We start from the raw sequence: 20572 nt of genomic DNA on the forward strand, positions 1-20572 counted from the left end.
GTCAGGCGTTGCCGAGCTGCTCGCGCCAGCCGGCCTCCTTCTGCACGTACTCGTTGTCGGCGAAGTCCTCGAAGTCGGACTCGTCGGTGATGCGACGCACCTCCAGCTTCGACCCGGGGCCCAGCGGGCAGCGCTTGGCCCACTCGACGGCCTCCTCGCGCGAGGCGACCTGCAGGACCCAGAAGCCGTTGAACAGCTCGTGCGTCTCGCCGTAGGGACCGTCCGTGACGATCGGCTCCTCGGCGGAGAAGTCCACCACGAAGCCCTCCGACGGGTCGGAGAGGCCGTCGCCCCCGGCCATCACGCCCGCGTTCATGAGCGCCTCGTTGTACGCGCCCATCGCGTTGATGATCTCCTCGAAGTCCATCTCCTTCGACGCCGCGAGGGCCTCGTCGTTGGTGCGCATGATCAGCATGTACTTCTTCATGATTCCGGTCCTCTCGTCGGACGCACCTTGCGTCCTCTCACCGTGACGTCGAACGGCGTCGGCCGAGATCGACAGCCTCCACGAAGAAAGTTCGTCGAATCTCGTCCGGGCCACGGTATAGGTTCTGCGAGGGAACAGGAGAGGACCTTTCGCATGAGTCATCCGGCCGACACGCACGACCTGATCCGCGTCCACGGCGCCAGGGTCAACAACCTCAAGGACGTCAGCGTCGAGCTGCCGAAACGGCGCCTCACGGTGTTCACCGGCGTCTCGGGCTCGGGCAAGAGCTCCTTGGTGTTCGGCACCATCGCCGCGGAGTCCCAGCGCCTCATCAACGAGACCTACAGCTCGTTCGTGCAGGGCTTCATGCCCACGATGGCCCGTCCCGACGTCGACGTCCTCGACGGTCTCACCACCGCGATCCTCGTCGACCAGGAGCGCATGGGCTCCGATCCGCGCTCCACGGTCGGCACGGCCACCGACGCGAACGCGATGCTCCGGATCCTGTTCAGCCGCCTCGGTGAGCCCCACGTCGGCTCGCCCCAGGCGTTCTCCTTCAACGTGGCGTCCGTCAGCGGCGCGGGCGCCGTCTCGTTCGAGACCGGCGGCCGCACGGTGAAGGAGCGTCGTGAGTTCTCGATCACCGGCGGCATGTGCCCGCGGTGCGAGGGCAGGGGAGCGGTGTCGGACTTCGACCTCACCGCCCTCTACGACGAGACGAAGTCGCTCGCCGAGGGCGCGCTGACGATCCCGGGCTACTCGATGGAGGGCTGGTACGGCCGGATCTACCGCAACGGCGACTTCTTCCCCGGAGACAAGCCGATCAAGGACTTCACGAAGAAACAGCTCGACGCCCTGCTCTACAAGGAGCCGACCAAGATCAAGGTCGAGGGCGTCAACATCACGTTCGAGGGGCTCATCCCGAAGATCCAGAAGTCGATGCTGTCGAAGGACCGTGAGGCGATGCAGCCGCACATCCGCGCGTTCGTCGACCGGGCGATCACGTTCCAGACGTGTCCCGAGTGCGACGGCACGCGCCTGAACGAGGGCGCGCGGTCCTCCAAGATCAAGGGCCTCAGCATCGCCGACGCCTGCGCCATGCAGATCACCGACCTCGCGGCCTGGGTGCGCGAGCTCGGCGAGCCGTCGGTGGCGCCGCTGCTGTCGGTGCTGGGCGACACGCTCGACTCGTTCGTCCAGATCGGCCTGGGCTACCTGTCGCTCGACCGGCCGGCGGGCACGTTGTCCGGCGGCGAGGCCCAGCGCACCAAGATGATCCGACACCTCGGATCGTCGCTCACCGACGTGACGTACGTGTTCGACGAGCCCACGGTGGGGCTGCACCCGCACGACATCGACCGGATGAACGAGCTGCTGCTGCAGCTGCGCGACAAGGGCAACACCGTCCTGGTGGTCGAGCACAAGCCCGAGGCCATCGCGATCGCCGACCACGTCGTCGACCTCGGTCCCGCGGCCGGCAGCGGCGGCGGGCAGATCATGTTCGAGGGCACCTTCGACGGCCTGCGCGCGAGCGACACCGTCACGGGGCGCCACATCGACGACCGGGCCTCCCTCAAGGACTCGGTGCGCACCCCCACGGGCCAGCTCGAGGTGCGCGGCGCGAACTCGCACAACCTGCAGGACGTCGACGTCGACATCCCGCTCGGCGTCCTCGTGGTCGTCACGGGCGTCGCCGGATCGGGCAAGAGCTCGCTCATCCACGGCTCGGTCGCCAGGAACGACGACGTCGTCGCGATCGACCAGGGCGCGATCCGTGGCTCGCGACGCAGCAATCCCGCCACCTACACCGGCCTGCTCGACCCGATCCGCAAGGCGTTCGCGAAGGAGAACGGGGTCAAGCCGGCGCTCTTCTCGGCCAACTCCGAGGGAGCCTGCCCGAACTGCAACGGCGTCGGAGTCGTCTTCACCGATCTGGGCATCCTGGCCACCGTCGAGTCGCCGTGCGAGGTGTGCGAGGGCCGTCGCTTCGACGCCGCCGTGCTCGAGTACAAGCTGGGCGGGCGCGACATCAGCGAGGTGCTGGCGATGCCGGTGGCCGAGGCGCACGCGTTCTTCGCCAAGGACGGCGTCAACGTCGCCGCCGCCGCGAGGATCCTCGCCCGCCTCGAGGACGTGGGCCTGGGCTACCTCACACTGGGCCAGCCGCTGTCGACCCTGTCCGGTGGCGAGCGCCAGCGGATCAAGCTGGCCACGCACATGGGGGAGAAGGGCGGCACCTACGTCCTCGACGAGCCCACCTCCGGCCTGCACCTCGCCGATGTCCAGCAGCTGCTCGGCCTGCTCGACCGCCTCGTCGAGGCGGGCAAGTCGGTCATCGTGATCGAGCACCACCAGGCCGTGATGGCGCACGCCGACTGGATCATCGATCTGGGTCCGGGCGCCGGTCACGACGGTGGCCGGGTCGTCTTCGAGGGCACGCCGGCCGACCTCGTGGCCCAGCGCCCCACGCTCACCGGCGAGCACCTGGCGGCCTACGTCGGCTCCTGATCGTCCGGAGGTGGGGCTGCTGGGGCCAGGTGTGACCTGTCCTACACTCGGCCTCATCATGCGAGCGCTTCCCACCGAACGGACCCGCGTCCGCCGCCAGGTGGGCTTCGTCGTCGTCCTGGTGGCGCTGACGGTCTTCCTGATCGGCGCGAGCGCTCCCTCGCCGTTCTACCCGGTGCTGCAGGAGCGCATCGGCTTCTCCTCGGTGACGATGACGCTGATCTTCGCGGTCTACGCCGTGTCGATGCTGGTGACGCTCCTGCTCACCGGATCCCTGTCCGACCACCTCGGCCGGCGGCCGGTCATGACCGCCGGACTTCTCGTCCTGGCGGTCAGCATGACCGCATTCTGGCAGGCCGAGACCGTCGGCCTGCTCATCACCGCCCGCGTCGTGCAGGGATTCGGCGCCGGCCTCCTGATGTCCTCGATGTCCGCGGCGGTCGTCGACCTCGAGCCCGTCAGCCGGCCCGGCTGGGGTGCGATCGCGAACTCGGTCACGCCGCTGGCCGGACTGGCCGCGGGAGGCCTGATCGCCGGTCTCGTCCTCGAGTACGTGGACGAGGACCCGTTCACCGCGATCTTCGGCGTGCTCACCGGCGTGTTCGTGCTGATGGCGCTCCTGGTGTGGGTGGCGCCCGAGACGTCGGCCCGGCGAACGGGTGTCTGGGCCTCGCTCCGACCCAACGTCGGCGTGCCTCCCGAGGCCCGCGCCGCCTTCCTCCGTGCGCTTCCCGCCCTCATCGCGGGGTGGGCCACGAGCGGCTTCTACCTCTCGCTCGGAGCCCCCTTGGTCGCCCAGGAGCTCGGCGGCGACAGCCACGTCATGCAGGGTCTGGCCATCACCGCGATCAACGGCGCGGGCGCCGCGATGTGCTTCGTCGCCCGTGGGTGGACCGGCCGCCGCATCACGCTCTACGGCACCACCACCCTGGCGGTCGGCACGGCCCTCACCCTCGTGGCCCTGGCTGCCGGCAGCCTGCCCTGGTTCCTCGCGGCCGCCGTGTTCGCGGGCACGGGCTTCGGGGCCTCCTTCATGGGCATCATGCGCTCGGTCACGCCGTTGGCGCCGCCTGAGCGCCGGGGCGAGCTGTTCGCCGCCGTCTTCGTGGCGAGCTACGTCGCCTTCGGCGTCCCGGCGGTCATCGCCGGGTTCGCGGTCGGCGAGTTCGGCCTCACGCCCACCGCGATGGTCTACGGCGGGGTCGTCGTGACGCTCTCGGCGCTGGCCGCGGTGCTGCGCAAGTTCGGCTCGACCGACTGACGAGCGGTACGTTGAGGAGGGAGGGCGAACGCCTACCCCTCGTCATGTTTCCGGCAGACAGGACCCGACGCCCGTGGCCGTGATCCTGCTGTGCGGCGCGGCCGGGTCGGGCAAGTCCACGTACGCCCGCCGCCTCGAGACCGACGGCTGGGTTCGGCTGTGCTTCGACGTCGAAACGTGGCGTCGCGGCGTGAGGACGCTGCCGGCGCCGCCGGATCTGTTGCCCGGGATCGAGGACGAGCTGGAGGCCCGCCTCGCCGAGGCAGTGCGCGCCGGCCGTGACGTCGTGGTCGACCTCTCATTCGCGACGCGCGAGCTGCGGGACGCCTACCGCGGGCTCGCCGCGGACCTCGGTGCCGTGGCCGAGACCGTCCACCTGCCGGTCGACATGTCGACAGCGCTGGACCGCGTCCGTCAGCGGCGGGACACCGGTCCGGACGACTACCGGCTCACCGACGAGGTCGTGCGAGCTCAACTGGAGGGTTTCGACGCCCCGACGTTCGCCGAGCACCCGCTGACGATCGTCGACGGCGACCTCGTGCTGCGTCACGCACGACCTGCCGACGTGGGGGAGCTGCTGGAGTTCTGGTCCGGATCGGCGGAGAACGCGTCGCGGCCGCAGGACTCCGAGGTCGCGGTGGAACGGCTGCTCGCGCGCGATCCCGCGGCGGTGATCGTGGCCGATGTCGATGACCGGATCGTCGGCACCGTGATCGCGGGCTGGGACGGCTGGCGGGCGCATCTCTACCGACTCGCGGTCGGAAGGGACGTGAGGGGACGGGGCATCGCGCGGCAGCTGCTGCGGCACGCCGAGGAGCGACTTCTCGATCTCGGCGCGACCCGACTCGACGCGATGGTCCTGGACGGGAACGAGGCAGGGGCCGCGGTCTGGCGCGCGGCAGGCTATGCGCCGCAGGGGGAGTGGAGCCGGTGGGTCAAGCCGGTCGGGCCGCGGCAGACCCCCGGCGGGGCTACCGTGGAGTAACACCCGACCAGGATCAGGAGGCTGCCCGTGTCCACCTCAGCGCGGACGATGGTCCTGCACGGCCACGAGCTGTCGTACCTCGACCGGGGCGACGGACCCGTGGTCCTGTTCATCCACGGCATCCTGGGCTCCCAGCACAACTGGGTGCACCTCGTGAACCGGATGGACGACACCCAGCGGGTGATCGTCCCGGATCTCTTCGGGCACGGCGCCTCGGCGAAGCCGATGGGGGACTACTCGCTGAGCTCGCACGCCGCGACGCTGCGTGACCTGCTCGACCGGCTCGGTGTCGACACCGTCACGGTGGTGGGTCACTCGCTCGGCGGCGGCATCGCGATGCAGTTCTACTACCTGTTCCCCGAGCGGGTCGAGCGCCTCGTCCTCGTGGCCAGTGGCGGACTGGGCCGCGAGGTGAGCCCGCTGCTGCGCGCCGCGACCCTGCCGGGCGCCGAGCACGTGCTGAGCGTCGTCGCCTCCGGCTGGGTGCTCGGCCGCGTGGAGTCCGCCGGGCGCACGGCGGCCAGGATCGGCTGGAAGCCCGGCGCCGACGTCGGCGCGATCTGGCGCGGCTTCACCTCGCTCGGCGACAAGGAGAGCCGCAAGGCGTTCCTCGCGACCACCCGCGCGGTGGTCGACCCCGGCGGCCAGACGGTCAGCGCGCACGACCACCTCGGGGACGTGGGCCCGATCCCGGTGCTGCTGGTCTGGGGGAGCAGGGACCGGATGATTCCCGCCTGGCACGCGATCAAGGCCCAGGAGTCGGTGCCGGGCTGTCAGGTCGAGCTGTTCGAGGGCGCCGGGCACTTCCCGCACCTGGACGATCCCGACCGCTTCGCCGACGTCCTGGCCCGGTTCATCGCCACGACCTCACCTGCGGCTGGCTGAGGCCAGGACGCAGAACTCGTTGTCGTCGGGGTCGCGCATGACGACCCAGTCCACCGTGCCCTGACCGATGTCGGTGCGGGTCGCGCCGAGTCGCTCCAGTCGCTCGACCTCGGCCTGCTGGTCGCCCGTCGGGCGCAGGTCGAAGTGCCAGCGGTTCTTGGGCGGCTTCTCCAGCAGCGGGGGACCGCCCCACGAGATCTTGGTGCCGCCGTGGGGGGACTGGATCGCGGTCTCCTCGTCCTCGTCCCACACGAGCAGCCAGTCGAGGGCCGCCTGCCAGAACAGGCCGACCTCGCGGGTGCCGTCGCACGACAGGGCGCCGATCGTGCCGCAGCCGGCGAGGAACTTGTTGCCCGGCTCGATGACGCAGAACTCGTTGCCCTCCGGATCCTCCAGGACGACGTGCTCGGCGTCCGCGCCCTGGCCGATGTCGAGGTGACGGGCGCCGAGCTCCACGGCGCGCGCGACCATCGCCTCCTGGTCGTCGAACGACGCGCTCGTGAGGTCGAAGTGCATCCGGTTGGGGAGGGTCTTGGGATGCCGCGTGGGCTGGATGTCGATGGCGAACCCGAGGGCGTCGGGGGAGGGCAGCGTGAGCACCCTCTCGTCGTGGGTGTCGACGACCTCACGGCCGAGGACCTGGCCCCAGAAGGTGGCGAGTCGCGCCGGCTCGTTGGCGTCGATGACGAGGGCTTCCAGTCGACTGCTCATGAGTGCCACGCTAGACCTCATGACTCCGCACAGCATCGTCATCGGGCTGCCGATCGCCGACCGTCCCACGTCGCGCGACTTCTACCGCGACGTCCTGGGATTCGAGGCGCCGGGCGAGCTGGCCGACGACGGCGTCCCGGAGCCGCTGCAGCTCGCACTGTCGGAGACGGTGAGCGTGATGCTGGTGCCGACCGGGGGATTCGGGTGGGCGATCGGCGGCCGTCCCGTGGCGCCCGCGGGGCAGCACGAGTGCGTGTTCACGCTGTCGGTGCAATCGGAGTCCGACGTCGACGCGCTGCTGGAGCGGGCGCGATCCGCGGGCGCCGAGATCGTCACCGAGGCCGCCCGGCAGCCCTGGGGCTACACCGGTACGTTCGCCGATCCCGACGGCCACCTGTGGTCGGCCCTGGTCGACCACGGATGACCGGAGACCTGACGTCGGTCGAGGCGACGTGGGCTGACCCCGGCTCGTCACCGCGGGAGGTGGGCCTCGTACGGATCCCGTTGCGCGTGCTGGACGCGCTCGCGCGCGGCGACGGTGAGTCGGCCGAGCGGCTCGCCGAGCTGGAGCTCGGTCCGTACGTCACGGGACCCGACTGCCTCTGGCTCTGGGAGATACGCAGTGCGCAACTCCTCGCGAGTCCCGACGACCACGCGTGGGTGACCCGCCTGATCGTCGATGGTCGCTCCGGCGACGTCGTCGGCGTGGCCGGCTTCCACGGAGCGCCGGACCAGCGCGGCATGGTCGAGATCGGTTACCGGATCGATCCGGCGCGGCGCCGGCGTGGCTACGCACGGTCGGCCCTGCAGGTGATGCTGACGATCGCGAACGCCCATCCAGGGGTACACGTCGTCCGCGCGACGGTCACTCCGGACAACCTCGCATCCCGGGCTCTGCTCGACCAGTACGGCTTCCGCGAGGTCGGCGAGCAGTGGGACGACGTGGACGGGCTGGAGACGATCTTCGAGCGGCCGGCAGGCTAGGCAGGGTCGGGCCCGTCGGTCAGCCCCAGGGCGCGGGCGGCGCGGGAACGATCGTCGACGACGAGGACCTTGCGTCCGTCGTGATCGGTGTACTGGACGTCGAGCCGGACGCCGGCGACGTCGAGCTGTCGCATGAGTCGTCCGAGCGCGCCGGGGACGTCGGCCTCGAGGGGGACCAGCAGCACCTCGCTGACCGCGATCACGTCGATGTCAGCTTCCGCCAGGGCACGGGCGGCCGCGTCAGCATCCGCGACGAGGTAGTGCGCCGTCCGCTCCCACATTCCTCCGCCGAGGAGGTCGACGCCGGCGGCCCCCAGGACCGCACCGATGCGCTCCAGCGACGCCGCACCGTCACGGGCCACGACGGCGATGTCGCGCATCACGCGACCAGCTCGATCGTGGGCTCGATGCGGACAGTGGCGTTCAGGGTGTTGGCGATGAAGCACTGCCGGTGCGCCGCCTCGACCAGCCGCTCCACGGTGGCCTCGTCCGTGTCGCGGGCCGTGATCCGGGGTCGCAGCACGACCTCGGTGATGCGCATGGACTCTGCGGCCTGCGGCATCACGGCGGTCGCGTCGTCCTCGTAGGCCAGGACCTCGACCTCGGCCAGCGCGGCGACCGCCAGGAACGACAGCAGCTGGCACGAGCTGGCAGCGGCGAGCAGCAGCTGCTCGGGGTTCGTCATGCTGGCGTCGCCGCGGAACGAGGCATCGGCGCTCACCGGCAGCGTTCCGCCGGCGAGCTCGACGTCGTGCGTCCGGTCGTACGCCCGGTAGCCGTCGCCCGTGGACCCATTCCACGCCAGGCGCGTGGAGTACTCGTGAGTGGACATGGAACGACCGTAGGATCACGCTCCGACAGATCCGTCGTCGCTCTGCGCGGTTGTCCGATAATGCACATTATGTCAGTTATACAGGAGATGGGTCACGGATGGGGCTCCCCTCACGTGGACCGCACGTACTCCTCGATCACCAGGCCGGACTCGAACCGTCGCGTGCTGACGAGGTCGAACGGTGCGACCGTCGGGTCGGCGCCGCCGAACAGGCGGATGCCGTCGCCGAGGACGATCGGATACCGCTTGAGCACCAGTCGATCGATCTCGGGCAGCAGCGAGCCGCCGAGCTCGCCGCCACCGCACAGGTAGATGCCCAGGCCGTCCTCCTGCTTCAGCTCACGAATCGTGGCCAGCGGGTCGGCCGTGTAGGTGACGCCGTCCGGCGGCGTGGCCCCCGAGCGGGTCGCCACGTACTCGCGCAGGTGGGCGTACGGGTTCTGGATGCCCTCGTCGAGGGCGATCTGGTAGCTCCTGCTCCCCTGGATCACCGTGTCGAACCGGGTGCGCGGCGGCGCGATCCCGAGCGCCTCGAGGAAGCCCGACGGTACGGCGTCCGCGAAGTCGCTCGTGAGGACGGCGGCGTGATCGCCGGTCACCGGGAAGGCGTCGAAGGCGCCGTCGGGCTCGGCGATGAAGCCGTCGATCGAGACGGCGACGTAATAGACGAGCTCGCGCATCATCTCTCCATTCACTACGGATGTTGTGGTTGGAACGTACCACGACACCCGTCGTGGTAGCGATACGCTGAGGCCATGGTCCGCAATGTCGAACGCCGCACGCTCCTGGCCGACGCCGCCGTGAGCGTCCTTGCGCAGCAGGGCTCCCGGGGGCTGACGCACCGGGCGATCGACCTCGAGGCCGGCGTGCCGAAGGGCACGGCGTCGAACTACTTCGCCTCGCGCGACGACATCATCGACACGATCCTCGTGCGCATCGGCGAGCGCCTCTCCCCCGATCCCGAGATCCACGCGGAGCTCGCGCGGCGCACTCCGGGGATCGACCTGTTCACGGACTACCTGAAGGACATCGTCCACCGGCTCACGGCGGAGTCCGACGTCATGATCGCGCTGTTCGAGCTGCGCCTGGAGGCCACGCGCCGCCCCCACGTCGCCGAGGCGCTGACGAGCTGGCGCCGCGACGGCCTGGTCGCCGACGTCGAGTTCAACACGTCCATGGGCCTGCCCGGTGACGCCTCGGACATCGCGCTGTTCCACTACGCGATCGACGGGCTGGTGTTCGACCGTCTGACCGTCCCGCTCGACGAGACCGCGGACGTCGACGCGCTCGTCGAGACCCTCGCGCGTCGGATCCTCGGCACCTGAACGTGCGCGGCCGTCGTGAACGGGCCGCGCCGTCCCGGACGCCCTAGGCTCGGGCCATGTCCCCCCGATCAGCAAGATCCACCGCGCGCGCGGTGGACGACCATCCCGCGCTGGACTACGTGGCACGTGCCGGACTGGTGGCGTTCGGCATCGTCCACCTGATGATGGGCTGGCTCACCCTCCAGCTCGCGTTCGGCGACCGCGAGAACAAGGCCGACAGCACCGGCGCCGTCCGTGAGCTCGCCCAGCAGCCCTTCGGCGAGCCGATCGTGTGGGCCGTGGGCCTCGGCATGGTGCTGCTCGCGGTGTGGCAGGCGATCGAGGCCGCGGTGGGACACCGCCAGGAGGACGACCCGAAGCGACTGCGCAAGCGGGTGACGAGCCTGGGCAAGGCGGTCCTGTACGCCGTCATCGCGTTCAGCGCCTTCAAGGTCGTCACCGGGTCGAGCTCCTCGAAGAAGGACGGCACCGCGTCGTTCAGCGCCAAGCTGATGGACCTTCCCCTCGGCCAGGCGCTCGTGGGGCTCGTGGCCCTCGGGATCGCCGCCGTCGGTGTCTACCTCATCTACAAGGGTCTGACCGAGCGCTTCCTCAAGGACATCGAGGCCGGCGGCGCCAGCGGCCGCGTCGGCTCGGCCTACGTCTGGCTGGGCAAGATCGGCTACGTCGCCAAGGGTGCCGCGGTCCTGGGCGTCGCCGCGCTCTTCGGCTACGCCGCGATCACCCACGAGCCGGACAAGTCCGGCGGCATCGACGAGGCGCTGCTCACCGTGCTGGACCAGCCGTTCGGGCCTGTCGTGATCGCCCTCGTCGGCGCCGGTTTCGCGGCGTTCGGCCTGTTCTGCTTCGCATGGGCACGCCACATCGACCGCTGATACAGCCCAAACGGGCCGTACGTCGAACACCCGTTCTACAGTGGTCCCATGGGTCACAACCGGAGGTACGGCGACCGCTTGTCGGCGCTGGACCCTCCGGCCGTGACTCCCCCGCCTCGCATCCGGCCCCAGCACGTCTGGGTCAACCTGTCGACCGTCCAGCACGCGCCCGCGGTGTATCCCGGGGTGCTCGTGGAGTGGCGACCCGTGGTGAAGGGCTGGGAGGCGCTGTGCACGTGGGCCTCGCCGGACGGTGTCGTCCACACCGGGTGGCTGCCCGCCGCACGGCTCAAGCCGGCCTCCGGGTGAGTGACCCTCCCGAGACGCGGACGGCCCCCGGAGCGGGTGCTCCAGGGGCCGTTCCGGGCTTAGGTCGGTCAGCGGCGCACGAGGCGACCAGCGCCACCCTCGCTGAGCGAGCCCTCGACGTCCGCGCCACGCCAGATCAGCAGGTGGCCGGCGCCGCGCTCACGGACGCTGCCGTCGATCTCCGCCGCGCGGTAGATGCGGACGTGGCCGCTGTGGAACTCGGTGACCGTGCCGTCCACGTCGCCCGCGACGGTCAGGTTGCCGCTGTCGCGCTCGGTGATGTTGCCGTCGACGGAGCCGGAGGGCGTGACCGTGACGGAGCCGCGACCGAGCTGGCGGACGTTGCCGTCCACGTCACCGCGGATGATGATGTTGCCGTGGCGCACCGTGAGGTTCCCGTCGACGTCGCCGTTGACCACGAGGTTGCCCTTGCGGATGCTGATGTTGCCGTCGATGTCGCGGTTCTTCTTCACCGTGAAGCTGCCCTTGCGGCTGATGTTGCGGTTGTCGTCGTCATCCGCGGAAGCCATCGCGGGCAGTCCGGCCAGCAGGACGCCGCCGGTCAGGGCGAGGGCGAGGGTCTTGGTCTTCATCGTGCGCTCCTTCGTTCGGTACGTGATGACCCCATCGTGCAGAGCCGAAGTGAGCCGGAGGTGAACGAAACATGAGAGTGCTCTCATGTTCGGGTCCCATCCGTTCGGCGCTCCGCAACGAACCCCTTCCATGAATCGCCACGAAGCCGTCTCGGGAGTCACCTCGGGGCTGACCGCAGCCCTGGCGGGGCTCGCCGCCGGGCACCTCGCCGCCGCACTGATCGCGCCGGCCGCCTCCCCCGTGCTCTCCGTCGGGAGCGCGGTGATCGACCGGACACCGACAGCCCTCAAGCAGTTCGCCATCGAGCGGTTCGGCACCGCCGACAAGCCGATCCTGCTCGGAACGGTGCTCGTCGTGACACTGCTGCTCGCGGCGCTCGGCGGCCTGCTGGCCCGCCGGTCGTTCATCGCCGGCGCCGCCGTCGTGCTCGGGCTCGTGGCCGCTGCGGGCTGGGCCGCGCTGGCCCGCCCCGCGGCTCGCCCCGTCGACGTGCTGCCAGCCGCCGTGACCGCGATCGTCGCCATCGTCGTCCTGCGCTGGCTCTCCCCTGGGCCCGACGAGCCCGACGAGGTCGCGGACGGCCCCGGCCGACGACGCCTCCTGATCGGGACCGGAGCGATCGTGGGTGCCGCGGTGGTCGTCGGATCGGTGGGCCAGTGGCTCACGGTGCGCGCCCGCGACGTCACCAACATCGTGTTCCCTCGCGCTCGCAAGCCCCTGCCGCCCCTCCCCCGTGGACTCGAGGCGCAGTACCGCGGCATCTCGTCGTTCCGCACGGACCGCGACGACTTCTACCGGGTCGACATCAACCTGACGGTCCCCGTGGTCGACCACGAGACCTGGACCCTGCGGATCGACGGCATGGTCGACCGACCCTACGAGCTGACCTTCGACGAGCTGCTCGAGCTCCCGCTCGTCGAGTGCGACATCACCCTGACCTGCGTCTCCAACGAGGTCGGCGGCCCGTACGTCGGTGCGGCCCGCTGGTTGGGGGTCCGGGTGTCCGATCTGCTCGAGCGGGCGGGGGTGCGGGCCGGTGCCGACCAGATCCTGAGCACGGCCGTCGACGGCTTCACGATCAGCACTCCCCTGGCGGCCGCCCAGGACGGCCGGGACATGATCGTGGCGGTCGCCATGAACGGTGAGGCGCTCCCCCGCGACCACGGCTTCCCGGCCCGCCTGGTGACTCCGGGGCTCTACGGGTACGTCGGCGCCACGAAGTGGCTCACACGGCTCACCGTCACGACCTACGAGAAGAAGTCGGCCTACTGGACCGACCGCGACTGGGCCATCGACGGGCCGATCAAGATCTCGTCGCGCATCGACACGCCCGCCGCGCTGAAACCCGTCGGCGCGGGTCGCGTCGTCGTCGGCGGCGTCGCGTGGGCTCAGGGTCGCGGCGTGGGCGCCGTCGAGGTCAAGGTGGACGACGGCGACTGGGAGCCCGCGGAGTTCGGCCCCGATGCCGGTGTGGACTACTGGCGCCAGTGGTACATGCTCTGGGACGCCGAGCCCGGCCGCCACACGCTCACCGTGCGTGCCAAGAGCCTCGACGGGGAGGTCCAGACCGAGAAGCGAGCGGCGCCTTTTCCCGATGGTTCCAGCGGATACCAGCAGATCGTGGTCCAGGTCACATGAATCGACCCATCCGGATGCGCCCCGGCACCGAATGACTGACAACTTCGTCACCCAATGAGAGGCACGATCATGAACCGCTTGCTCCCCCGCCGTACCGCAGCCGCCGCTGCCGCCGCCTTCATGTGCGTCGGTCTGGCCGCCTGCAGCAGCAGTGGCGACGACTCCAGCAGCAGCGAGTCGACGACGCCCTCCGCGTCCGAGTCGATGGCCGCCGAGGCGATGACCGGTCCGTTCGGCCCCGGCTGCTCCGCCGTCCCCACCGAGGGTGAGGGCTCCGTCGACGGCATGGCCGACGACCCGGTCGCGACCGCCGCGTCCAACAACCCCCTGCTCACCACGCTGGTCAAGGCCGTCACCGCCGCCGACCTCGTGGACACGCTGAACAGCGCCGAGGCCCTGACGGTGTTCGCTCCGACCGACGACGCGTTCGCCAAGATCCCCGCCGCCGACCTGGACGCCCTGCTGGCCGACAAGGACGCGCTGACCAAGGTGCTGACGCACCACGTCGTCGAGGGCCAGCTGGCGCCCGAGGACGTGGCCGGCGAGCACGAGACCCTCGCGGGTGACACGATCACCGTGGAGGGTTCCGGCGAGGAGTTCACCGTGGGCGAGGCTGCAGTGATCTGCGGCAACGTCGAGACGGCGAACGCCAAGGTCTACGTCGTCGACTCCGTCCTGATGCCCTGACCTGCGACTGACGGGACAACTCCGGTGAACCACCTGCGAGCAGTGCCCTCGGGCGGCGAAGAGTCGCCGCCCGAGGCGCTGGCCGACACCCTGAGGCGGTGCGGACGCGGCGACGAAGCCGCCTTCGCCACGCTGTACGACGAGACCTCCGCGCGCATCCACGGACTCGTCCGGCGGATCGTGCGGGACCGCGCCCAGAGCGAGGAGGTCACGCAGGAGGTCTACCTCGAGGTGTGGCGGCAGGCAGCACGGTTCGACCCCGCTCGCGGGTCCGCCCTGAGTTGGCTCATGACGATCGCGCACCGCCGGGCGGTGGATCGGGTCCGCAGCGCGGAGGCCGCCACGGCACGCGACACGCAGCACGTCCTGCGGGACGTCGCGGTGGCGCATGATTCGACGAGTGAGATGGTCGAGGCCCGGCTGGACGCCCAGCGCGTCCGCCGGGCCCTGGCCGGCCTCACCGAGACGCAGAGGGAGGCCATCGACCTGGCCTACTTCAGAGGTTGTACACACACCGAGGTCGCCACGATGCTGGACGTGCCCGTGGGCACGGCGAAGTCCCGCATCCGGGACGGCCTGATCAGACTTCGTGACGCGATGGGAGCAGAAAGATGAGCGACGTGCACGCGCTGTCCGGCGCCTACGCTCTCGACGCCGTCACCGACGCCGAGCGTGAGAGCTTCGAACGGCACATGGCCGGCTGCGAGGCCTGCCAGGCCGAGGTGGCCAGCCTCCGCGAGACGGCGGCCGTGCTGACCGAGCTCAGCCTGGAGGAGCCGCCCCCGGCGCTGCGCCAGTCCGTGCTCGCCGCCATCACCGAGGTGCGTCAGCTCCCGCCCGAGCCGGCCCGGCGTTCCCGCCGGCACCGCTTCGATCCTCGCCTGCTGCTCGTGGCCGCCGCGTCCGCCGTGGTCCTGGCCGCCGGCGTCGGCGTCGCGATCACCGAGCCGTGGAACGACGGGACCTCGCAGGTCCTCTCCGCGACCGACCGCGTCCTGGAGGACCCGCAGGCACAGCGGGTGACCCAGACGTTCGACGACGGCGCGAGCGCCACCGTGGTGCGCTCGGCCGCCGAGAAGCGCGCCGTGCTCGTCACTCACGACATGCCCGCGGCCCCGGAGGGTCACTCCTACGTGGTGTGGCTCCAGCAGGGCGACGAGATGGTCAAGGCCGCGACGATGCCCCAGGGCCCGGACAACACCGTCCTGCTCGAGGGCGATGCGCTCACGGCGTCCGCGGCGGGCGTGACGGTCGAGGAGGACCCGGACACGTCCGAGCCGACCAGCGACCCGATCGCCCTGTTCGCCTTCTGACACCGTCATCGGGCAGGCTCGTGCCGTGTACGAGTTCGAGGCGACGCTGTGGCGCTGGCGTGAGGACGGGGCGTGGCACTTCGTCACGCTGCCGGAGGACGTGGCCGACGACATCGACGACCGGACGCCCGTGCGTGCCGGGTTCGGCTCGGTCAAGGTCGAGGTGACCGTGGGGTCCCAGACGTGGAGCACCTCGGTCTTCCCGAGCAAGGAGCTGCGCTCGTTCATCCTGCCGATCAAGAAGTCGGTCCGGGAGGCCGCCGGGTGCTCGGAGGGCGATCGAATCCTCGTGGCACTGGCCGTTCAGTCGTAGGCTGGGACCGTGAACGACCTGATCACCGACCAGCGCGGCCGACCGTTCCAGACGGTGTTCGGCTGGATCATCGCCATCGCCACGGCCGGGTACATGCTGCCGTGGGCGATCGCCGCCACGCGCGGCAAGTCCAACACCGGCGCCATCTTCTGGCTCAACCTGCTGTTGGGATGGACGGTCGTGGGCTGGATCATCGCGCTCGTCATGGCCTGCACGTCGCACCAGGTGCTGGGGATCAGGAACCCCCGCTGAGCCGATGAACGACGACGCCCGCCGCCGCGCCGCCCGGTACCGCCTGGAACCGGACGCTGACACGGCGGGTACGGACGAGTCCGAGGACGACTCCCCTCCCCCGCCCCGACGGCGTCCGGAGGACCAGACCCTCTGGGTCGACCAGCAGATCCGTGCCGCGATGGCGCGCGGCGAGTTCGACGACCTGCCGCTCGCCGGGAAGCCTCTCCCCCACATCGACACCGCGGCCGAGCCTGACTGGTGGCTGAAGCGGTTCATCGAGCGCGAGAACATCACGGGCGTGCTGCCCGAGGCGCTGCAGTTGCGCAAGGACGACGAGGTGCTGCGCGACGAGCTCGACGGGCTCAGGTCGGAGCGCGCGGTGCGCGAGGCCGTGGAGGAGTTCAACCGCCGGATCGTCGCCGCACGACGCCAGCTGCAGGGCGGCCCGCCTGTGGTCACCGCGCTGCGCGACATCGAGGTCGAGGCGGCCGCCTGGCACGAGCGGCGCGCGGCCCGGGCCCGCGAGCGCCTCGCACAGCCCCCGGAGGACCCGGCCGGGCCGGGACCTATTCGAAGGGCGTGGGATCGCCTGCGCCGACGCGGATGACCTCGGCGTAGCCCTCGGAGAGGTCGACGACCGTGGTGGGCTGCGGGAGGATCTCCTCGCCGGAGTCGACGATCGCGTCCACGCGGTCGCCCAGCTCCTCGCCGATCTGCCAGGCCTGCGTCATCGCCTCGGTCTCGCCCGGGAGGATCAGCGTGGAGCTCAGGATCGGCTCGCCGAGCTCCTCGACGAGCGCGCGGGTGATCCGGTGGTCGGAGATGCGGACGCCGACGGTCTTCTTCTTCGCCTGCAGCAGGCGCTTGGGCACCTCGAGGGTGCCCGGGAGGATGAAGGTGTAGGGGCCGGGGGTCGCGGCCTTGACGGCGCGGAACACGGCGTTGTCCACGTGGACGAACTGGCCCAGCTGGGCGAAGTCGCGGCAGACCAGGGTGAAGTGGTGCTTGTCGTCGAGGTCACGGATGGACCGGATGCGCTGCAGGGCCTCGGCGTTGCCGACCTGCGCGCCGAGGGCGTAGCCCGAATCGGTGGGATAAGCGATCATCCCGCCTCCCCGCAGCAACGCGACCGCTTGTTGGACGGTGCGTTGCTGCGGGTCGACGGGATGAATGTCGAGATAGCGAACCATGTCGCCACCTTAGGCGTCTGTTACGTGAAGAGGCTCACGCCGCCCGGCCCGACCAGCAGAGCGATGACGATGAGCACTGCGCCCATCACGAAGTCGCGCTGGACGAGACGGATGATGCCGAAGATCGCGATGATCACCGCAGCAATCCACAAAATGGTGTCCCACATGGGGGTGACTCCCTTCGTTAGGTTCGACTCCACCTTGCCGTGAGTTGGCGATGTTCGCATGTTGGACGAGTGGGAGTCGTGCACGGCGGCGAACTAGGTTGGAGGGGTGAGCAGCCCGACCCTGGCCGAACGGCGCGAGCGCCAGCTGGCCCACGACCGCGAACGCAGCGAGCACCTGGCAGCCCGGGCGGAGCGCCCGCGGCGCTCCCCTGACGAGCTGCGTGCCCTCGCGTTGCAGGCCTCGACGCGGTTCGCCGACGGAGAGACCGATGCCCTGCTGGCGTGGGTCGCCGAGGAGTTCGGGCACCTGACCGCCGTGGCCTGCTCGATGGCCGACGCCGTGCTGCCGCATGTTCTCGCACGTCACATCCCTTGGGTCGACACGCTCTTCCTCGAGACGGGCTATCACTTCGCCGAGACCGTCGGAACCCGTGACGCGGTCGAGTCGTCGATGCAGCTCACGATCGTCGACGTCATGCCGCGCCAGAGCGTCGCCGAGCAGGACGCCCAGTACGGCGAGCGCCTCTTCGAGCGTGACCCGGCGCTGTGCTGCCAGCTGCGCAAGGTCGAGCCGCTCACCGAGACGCTCGGCGGCTACGAGGCCTGGATCACCGGCGTCCGCCGCGACGACAGCCCGCTGCGCGCCGACACGCCGTTCGTCACGTGGGACGAGAAGAACGGCCTGGTGAAGATCAACCCGCTGGCCGACTGGTCCTTCGACCAGGTCCTCGACTACGCGAACGAGCACGACGTGATCCTCAACCCGCTGCTGAACGACGGCTACCCGTCGATCGGCTGCGCGCCCTGCACGCGCCGTGTGGCGCCCGGTGAGGACCCCCGGGCCGGCCGCTGGGCCGGCCTGGACAAGTCGGAGTGCGGCCTGCACACGTGAGCACCTGCCCCCTCGGCCTGAGGATCGCCGGTCGCCGCGTGGTCGTGGTCGGCGGAGGTCACGTCGCGACCCGCCGCGCCTTCTCCCTCCTCGAGGCCGGCGCCGACGTCCACGTGGTCTCCCCCGCCGTGTCGGACTCCCTTGCCTCGGCGATCGGCCGCGGCACGATCACGTGGCACGAGCGGGCCTACCGCACGGGCGACCTCGACGGTGCCTGGCTGGTGCAGACCGCCACCGACGTCCCGCCGGTCGACGACCTCGTCGCCGACGACGCCGAGGCGGCGCGCATCTTCTGCCTCAAGGGCGGCGACCCGGAGCGCGCCACGGCCTGGACCCCCGCGGTGGCCCGTGTCGACGACATCACGATCGCCGTCAGCGGCGGTGGCGACGCAGGCCGTGCCGCGGCCCTGCGCGACGCGGTGGCCACGGCACTGCAGACCGGCGACCTCCCGCTGCGCCACCGCACCCACGCGAAGGGGCTCGTCGCGCTCGTCGGCGCCGGCCCCGGTGATCCCGGCCTGCTCACCACGCGGGGCCGGCGCCTGCTCGCGGAGGCCGACGTCGTCGTGTTCGACCGCCTCGCCCCGCAGTCCGTCCTGGCCGAGCTCGCCCCCGACGTCGAGGTGATCGACGTCGGCAAGCAGCCCGACCACCACCCCATCCCGCAGGAGCGGATCAACGAGCTCCTCGTCGACCGCGCGCAGCAGGGCAAGGTCGTCGTGCGGCTCAAGGGCGGCGACCCCTACGTCTTCGGCCGCGGTGGCGAGGAGCTTCTCGCGTGCCGCGCGGCCGGGGTCGAGGTCGAGGTGGTCCCCGGGGTCACGTCGGCGATCGCCGTGGCCGCGGCGGCGGGCATCCCCGTCACGCATCGCGGGGTCGCGCGCGGCTTCTCGGTGCTCACCGGGCACGAGGCCGTCGGCGAGCTGCCGCGCCGCGGCGACCACACCCTGGTGCTCCTGATGGGCGTCAAGCGGCTGCGTAGCACGGCCGAGGAGCTCATTGCGGCGGGGCACGACCCGCACACGCCCGCTGCCGTCGTCGAGCGCGGCTTCGCCCCCGACCAGCGCACCACGATCGCCACCCTCGGCACGATCGCCGACCGCGCCGCCCACGCGCAGGCCCCGGCCATCACCGTGATCGGCGACGTCGTCAGCCTCGCTGCCGCAACCACCGGTTCAGTCGCCGCTCTCCCGACCTCATGACCAGACCGTGCGCCAGCACGAACGCCGGGCGCAGCACCCGCTCCGAGCGCAGCATCCACGGCGCGGTGGTGTCCACGTGCCAGTCGATGGTCAGCAGGGTCCGCCCGGCGCGGCCCGGCGCGAAGTCGAGGTGGGCCGACCCGTCGAGGTCGCCGCGCGAGCGGAACCGCATCGTGGTGGTGGGCTGCAGGTCGAGGTCGTGCACCGTGAAGCGCAGCCGGTAGCCGAAGGCGCTGCGCGCGACGAGATCGATCTCCTCGCCGCGGTGGGCGGTCACGCTCACCGCGTCCCACCACGGCAGCGGGTCGTCCTGCTCCAGGAACTGCTCCAGGGTGCGCCAGAGCCGCTCGGGCGGCTCCGCGACGTCCCAGACCGACCGGAACTCGTATGCACGATCGCTCATCAGACCGTGTCGCTGCCGGGATTCGGGCACGAGGCGGGTTTCAATGGGATCAGCCCCGCGCGGTATGAGCGCACGGGGCTCTCACCTTCCCCGGGTGCGGCGCAGCCACCACAGGCCGACGAAGGGCAGCACGAGCGGGATGAAGCCGTAGCCGGCACCGAAGCCCGACCACACCGTCTGGTCGGGGAACAGCTCGGAGTCCAGAATGCTCAGCAGGCCGACACCGAGCACGCCGACCAGCTCGAAGCCGATCGCCGCGGTGGCGACCCGGCGGTTGCCGGTGGCCAGCGCCCACGTCGCGATCCCGTAGACCACACCCGCGACGGCCGACAGCGCGTAGGCGACCGGGGCCTCGTCGGCCTTCGTCACGAGCTGGTAGACCGACCGCGCCGTGGCGGCCACGGCGAAGACGGCGTAGACCGCCACGAGGGCGCGTCCGAACCCGTGTTGTGTGTCGGTGTCGTGCTCAGCCATGTCCCACCCAGATCTGGTGCGTACGGATCAGCATGACCGACACCGTGAACATCGCCACCGCGACCACGCCGGTGCCCCAGCGGGTCTTGTCGCCGATCCCCCACAGCACCGAGGCGGGCGGGATGAGCACGGTGGTCGCCAGGTACGACACGTACAGCGCCTTCTCGACGTCGCGGTCGGTGCCGGTGACGGCCACGATCCCCCAGACGAGGCAGGCCAGGAGCAGGACCTCGACCACCGCGACGGAGTAGAACAGCGGGTTGCTGAAGCGGTACGACCTCGCCGTGTGCCAGCCCGCGAACACGGCGGCGGCGAGGGCGGCGGCGGAGGTCACGTAGACCAGGGCGTCAGGCATGTCAGACG

At 70.7% G+C, this 20572-nt stretch carries 29 protein-coding genes; 18 read left to right on the forward strand and 11 right to left on the reverse strand.

All coding sequences use genetic code 11. The features are described from left to right. Position 1 precedes the first annotated feature (1 nt). Positions 2–427 carry a YciI family protein gene (locus H1W00_RS10965; protein WP_181755735.1) on the reverse strand — a complete coding sequence of 142 codons (426 nt, stop codon included), beginning with the start codon at positions 425–427 and terminating at the stop codon, positions 2–4. A 153-nt stretch (positions 428–580) separates the two neighbouring features. Between H1W00_RS10965 and H1W00_RS10970 the strand changes: the two genes are divergently transcribed. From H1W00_RS10970 to H1W00_RS10985, 4 genes are all read left to right on the forward strand, one after another. Further along, a complete protein-coding gene (locus H1W00_RS10970; RefSeq protein WP_181755736.1) occupies positions 581–2935 on the forward strand; it encodes an ATP-binding cassette domain-containing protein in 2355 nt (784 codons plus the stop codon). A gap of 58 nt (positions 2936–2993) precedes the next feature. Next, complete coding sequence (locus tag H1W00_RS10975) at positions 2994–4196, forward strand: MFS transporter (protein ID WP_181755737.1); 1203 nt, start codon at positions 2994–2996, stop codon at positions 4194–4196. A gap of 73 nt (positions 4197–4269) precedes the next feature. After that, positions 4270–5181 carry a GNAT family N-acetyltransferase gene (locus tag H1W00_RS10980; RefSeq protein WP_338072880.1) on the forward strand — a complete coding sequence of 304 codons (912 nt, stop codon included), beginning with the start codon at positions 4270–4272 and terminating at the stop codon, positions 5179–5181. Positions 5182–5208: 27 nt separating this feature from the next. After that, positions 5209–6066 carry an alpha/beta fold hydrolase gene (locus tag H1W00_RS10985; RefSeq protein ID WP_206680004.1) on the forward strand — a complete coding sequence of 286 codons (858 nt, stop codon included), beginning with the start codon at positions 5209–5211 and terminating at the stop codon, positions 6064–6066. Here the strand turns inward: H1W00_RS10985 and H1W00_RS10990 are convergent. Continuing rightward, positions 6049–6777, reverse strand: coding sequence for a VOC family protein (locus H1W00_RS10990; RefSeq protein ID WP_181755738.1), 729 nt, complete (start codon positions 6775–6777; stop codon positions 6049–6051). The two genes, H1W00_RS10985 and H1W00_RS10990, sit on opposite strands and share 18 nt — an antisense overlap. A gap of 19 nt (positions 6778–6796) precedes the next feature. Between H1W00_RS10990 and H1W00_RS10995 the strand changes: the two genes are divergently transcribed. Continuing rightward, positions 6797–7201 (forward strand): VOC family protein, encoded by a 405-nt coding sequence (locus H1W00_RS10995; RefSeq protein ID WP_206680005.1) that lies wholly within the window; start codon positions 6797–6799, stop codon positions 7199–7201. Next, positions 7198–7761, forward strand: a complete 564-nt coding sequence (locus H1W00_RS11000; protein WP_181755740.1) for a GNAT family N-acetyltransferase — start codon at positions 7198–7200, stop codon at positions 7759–7761. The genes H1W00_RS10995 and H1W00_RS11000 overlap by 4 nt, the downstream gene beginning before the upstream one ends. On the opposite strand, the gene H1W00_RS11005 is transcribed toward H1W00_RS11000, so the two are convergent. From H1W00_RS11005 to H1W00_RS11015, 3 genes are all read right to left on the reverse strand, one after another. Then, positions 7758–8144, reverse strand: coding sequence for an amino acid-binding ACT domain-containing protein (locus tag H1W00_RS11005; RefSeq protein WP_181755741.1), 387 nt, complete (start codon positions 8142–8144; stop codon positions 7758–7760). The genes H1W00_RS11000 and H1W00_RS11005 overlap by 4 nt on opposite strands. Then, a complete protein-coding gene (locus tag H1W00_RS11010; protein WP_181755742.1) occupies positions 8141–8593 on the reverse strand; it encodes an OsmC family protein in 453 nt (150 codons plus the stop codon). The genes H1W00_RS11005 and H1W00_RS11010 overlap by 4 nt, the downstream gene beginning before the upstream one ends. A gap of 110 nt (positions 8594–8703) precedes the next feature. Further along, positions 8704–9273, reverse strand: a complete 570-nt coding sequence (locus H1W00_RS11015) for a dihydrofolate reductase family protein (protein ID WP_181755743.1) — start codon at positions 9271–9273, stop codon at positions 8704–8706. Between the two features lie 75 nt (positions 9274–9348). On the opposite strand from H1W00_RS11015, the gene H1W00_RS11020 reads away from it, so the two are divergent. From H1W00_RS11020 to H1W00_RS11030, 3 genes are all read left to right on the forward strand, one after another. Then, complete coding sequence (locus H1W00_RS11020; protein ID WP_181755744.1) at positions 9349–9918, forward strand: TetR/AcrR family transcriptional regulator; 570 nt, start codon at positions 9349–9351, stop codon at positions 9916–9918. A gap of 56 nt (positions 9919–9974) precedes the next feature. Continuing rightward, the gene (locus H1W00_RS11025) at positions 9975–10793 is read left to right on the forward strand and encodes a DUF1206 domain-containing protein (protein ID WP_181755745.1); all 819 of its coding nucleotides are present in this window, start codon (positions 9975–9977) and stop codon (positions 10791–10793) included. Between the two features lie 102 nt (positions 10794–10895). Continuing rightward, positions 10896–11102: a hypothetical protein gene (locus H1W00_RS11030; RefSeq protein ID WP_181755746.1), complete on the forward strand. Its 207-nt coding sequence runs from the start codon at positions 10896–10898 to the stop codon at positions 11100–11102. 68 nt (positions 11103–11170) lie between these two features. Here H1W00_RS11030 and H1W00_RS11035 read toward each other — a convergent pair whose 3' ends face one another. Then, the gene (locus H1W00_RS11035) at positions 11171–11695 is read right to left on the reverse strand and encodes a polymer-forming cytoskeletal protein (protein ID WP_181755747.1); all 525 of its coding nucleotides are present in this window, start codon (positions 11693–11695) and stop codon (positions 11171–11173) included. A 130-nt stretch (positions 11696–11825) separates the two neighbouring features. Here H1W00_RS11035 and H1W00_RS11040 point away from each other — a divergent pair, with 130 nt between their 5' ends. From H1W00_RS11040 to H1W00_RS11070, 7 genes are all read left to right on the forward strand, one after another. After that, on the forward strand, positions 11826–13334 hold the full coding sequence (locus H1W00_RS11040; RefSeq protein ID WP_181755748.1) for a molybdopterin-dependent oxidoreductase: 1509 nt from the start codon (positions 11826–11828) through the stop codon (positions 13332–13334). A 69-nt stretch (positions 13335–13403) separates the two neighbouring features. Beyond that, positions 13404–14021 (forward strand): fasciclin domain-containing protein, encoded by a 618-nt coding sequence (locus tag H1W00_RS11045; RefSeq protein ID WP_181755749.1) that lies wholly within the window; start codon positions 13404–13406, stop codon positions 14019–14021. A 24-nt stretch (positions 14022–14045) separates the two neighbouring features. Then, entirely contained in the window at positions 14046–14636 is a 591-nt protein-coding gene (gene sigK / locus H1W00_RS11050; protein WP_181755750.1) for an ECF RNA polymerase sigma factor SigK, read from the forward strand. Next, positions 14633–15334 carry an anti-sigma factor gene (locus H1W00_RS11055; protein WP_181755751.1) on the forward strand — a complete coding sequence of 234 codons (702 nt, stop codon included), beginning with the start codon at positions 14633–14635 and terminating at the stop codon, positions 15332–15334. Before sigK ends, H1W00_RS11055 begins: the two co-directional genes overlap by 4 nt. A gap of 25 nt (positions 15335–15359) precedes the next feature. Further along, positions 15360–15647, forward strand: coding sequence for a DUF1905 domain-containing protein (locus tag H1W00_RS11060; RefSeq protein ID WP_338072881.1), 288 nt, complete (start codon positions 15360–15362; stop codon positions 15645–15647). Positions 15648–15656: 9 nt separating this feature from the next. Then, entirely contained in the window at positions 15657–15899 is a 243-nt protein-coding gene (locus H1W00_RS11065) for a superinfection immunity protein (RefSeq protein ID WP_206680006.1), read from the forward strand. A 4-nt stretch (positions 15900–15903) separates the two neighbouring features. After that, a complete protein-coding gene (locus H1W00_RS11070) occupies positions 15904–16488 on the forward strand; it encodes a DnaJ family domain-containing protein (RefSeq protein WP_181755752.1) in 585 nt (194 codons plus the stop codon). Here H1W00_RS11070 and H1W00_RS11075 read toward each other — a convergent pair. Further along, the gene (locus tag H1W00_RS11075) at positions 16448–17071 is read right to left on the reverse strand and encodes an L-threonylcarbamoyladenylate synthase (protein ID WP_181755753.1); all 624 of its coding nucleotides are present in this window, start codon (positions 17069–17071) and stop codon (positions 16448–16450) included. The two genes, H1W00_RS11070 and H1W00_RS11075, sit on opposite strands and share 41 nt — an antisense overlap. A 20-nt stretch (positions 17072–17091) precedes the next feature. Beyond that, positions 17092–17238, reverse strand: a complete 147-nt coding sequence (locus H1W00_RS11080; protein WP_172806395.1) for a GPGG-motif small membrane protein — start codon at positions 17236–17238, stop codon at positions 17092–17094. 106 nt (positions 17239–17344) lie between these two features. Between H1W00_RS11080 and H1W00_RS11085 the strand changes: the two genes are divergently transcribed. After that, the gene (locus tag H1W00_RS11085) at positions 17345–18130 is read left to right on the forward strand and encodes a phosphoadenylyl-sulfate reductase (protein ID WP_181755754.1); all 786 of its coding nucleotides are present in this window, start codon (positions 17345–17347) and stop codon (positions 18128–18130) included. Next, the gene (cobA, locus tag H1W00_RS11090) at positions 18127–19332 is read left to right on the forward strand and encodes a uroporphyrinogen-III C-methyltransferase (RefSeq protein ID WP_181755755.1); all 1206 of its coding nucleotides are present in this window, start codon (positions 18127–18129) and stop codon (positions 19330–19332) included. The genes H1W00_RS11085 and cobA overlap by 4 nt, the downstream gene beginning before the upstream one ends. On the opposite strand, the gene H1W00_RS11095 is transcribed toward cobA, so the two are convergent. From H1W00_RS11095 to H1W00_RS11105, 3 genes are all read right to left on the reverse strand, one after another. Beyond that, on the reverse strand, positions 19280–19735 hold the full coding sequence (locus H1W00_RS11095) for an SRPBCC family protein (protein ID WP_181755756.1): 456 nt from the start codon (positions 19733–19735) through the stop codon (positions 19280–19282). The genes cobA and H1W00_RS11095 overlap by 53 nt on opposite strands. A gap of 81 nt (positions 19736–19816) precedes the next feature. Then, a complete protein-coding gene (locus tag H1W00_RS11100; protein WP_181755757.1) occupies positions 19817–20209 on the reverse strand; it encodes a hypothetical protein in 393 nt (130 codons plus the stop codon). Further along, positions 20202–20564: a hypothetical protein gene (locus tag H1W00_RS11105; protein WP_181755758.1), complete on the reverse strand. Its 363-nt coding sequence runs from the start codon at positions 20562–20564 to the stop codon at positions 20202–20204. The genes H1W00_RS11100 and H1W00_RS11105 overlap by 8 nt, the downstream gene beginning before the upstream one ends. Positions 20565–20572: the final 8 nt, after the last annotated feature.

The organism is Aeromicrobium phoceense (assembly GCF_013868155.1).
Taxonomy (GTDB): Bacteria; Actinomycetota; Actinomycetes; order Propionibacteriales; family Nocardioidaceae; genus Aeromicrobium; species Aeromicrobium phoceense.

Excerpts from the sequence above, each read along its gene's own strand:
- H1W00_RS10965 (WP_181755735.1), bottom strand. The coding sequence starts at position 427 with ATGAAGAAGTACATGCTGATCATGCGCACCAACGACGAGGCCCTCGCG.
- H1W00_RS10970 (WP_181755736.1), top strand. The coding sequence starts at position 581 with ATGAGTCATCCGGCCGACACGCACGACCTGATCCGCGTCCACGGCGCC.
- H1W00_RS10975 (WP_181755737.1), top strand. The coding sequence starts at position 2,994 with ATGCGAGCGCTTCCCACCGAACGGACCCGCGTCCGCCGCCAGGTGGGC.
- H1W00_RS10990 (WP_181755738.1), bottom strand. The coding sequence starts at position 6,777 with ATGAGCAGTCGACTGGAAGCCCTCGTCATCGACGCCAACGAGCCGGCG.
- H1W00_RS10995 (WP_206680005.1), top strand. The coding sequence starts at position 6,797 with ATGACTCCGCACAGCATCGTCATCGGGCTGCCGATCGCCGACCGTCCC.
- H1W00_RS11000 (WP_181755740.1), top strand. The coding sequence starts at position 7,198 with ATGACCGGAGACCTGACGTCGGTCGAGGCGACGTGGGCTGACCCCGGC.
- H1W00_RS11010 (WP_181755742.1), bottom strand. The coding sequence starts at position 8,593 with ATGTCCACTCACGAGTACTCCACGCGCCTGGCGTGGAATGGGTCCACG.
- H1W00_RS11015 (WP_181755743.1), bottom strand. The coding sequence starts at position 9,273 with ATGCGCGAGCTCGTCTATTACGTCGCCGTCTCGATCGACGGCTTCATC.
- H1W00_RS11020 (WP_181755744.1), top strand. The coding sequence starts at position 9,349 with ATGGTCCGCAATGTCGAACGCCGCACGCTCCTGGCCGACGCCGCCGTG.
- H1W00_RS11025 (WP_181755745.1), top strand. The coding sequence starts at position 9,975 with ATGTCCCCCCGATCAGCAAGATCCACCGCGCGCGCGGTGGACGACCAT.
- H1W00_RS11035 (WP_181755747.1), bottom strand. The coding sequence starts at position 11,695 with ATGAAGACCAAGACCCTCGCCCTCGCCCTGACCGGCGGCGTCCTGCTG.
- H1W00_RS11040 (WP_181755748.1), top strand. The coding sequence starts at position 11,826 with ATGAATCGCCACGAAGCCGTCTCGGGAGTCACCTCGGGGCTGACCGCA.
- H1W00_RS11045 (WP_181755749.1), top strand. The coding sequence starts at position 13,404 with ATGAACCGCTTGCTCCCCCGCCGTACCGCAGCCGCCGCTGCCGCCGCC.
- H1W00_RS11055 (WP_181755751.1), top strand. The coding sequence starts at position 14,633 with ATGAGCGACGTGCACGCGCTGTCCGGCGCCTACGCTCTCGACGCCGTC.
- H1W00_RS11070 (WP_181755752.1), top strand. The coding sequence starts at position 15,904 with ATGAACGACGACGCCCGCCGCCGCGCCGCCCGGTACCGCCTGGAACCG.
- H1W00_RS11075 (WP_181755753.1), bottom strand. The coding sequence starts at position 17,071 with ATGGTTCGCTATCTCGACATTCATCCCGTCGACCCGCAGCAACGCACC.
- H1W00_RS11080 (WP_172806395.1), bottom strand. The coding sequence starts at position 17,238 with ATGTGGGACACCATTTTGTGGATTGCTGCGGTGATCATCGCGATCTTC.
- H1W00_RS11095 (WP_181755756.1), bottom strand. The coding sequence starts at position 19,735 with ATGAGCGATCGTGCATACGAGTTCCGGTCGGTCTGGGACGTCGCGGAG.
- H1W00_RS11100 (WP_181755757.1), bottom strand. The coding sequence starts at position 20,209 with ATGGCTGAGCACGACACCGACACACAACACGGGTTCGGACGCGCCCTC.
- H1W00_RS11105 (WP_181755758.1), bottom strand. The coding sequence starts at position 20,564 with ATGCCTGACGCCCTGGTCTACGTGACCTCCGCCGCCGCCCTCGCCGCC.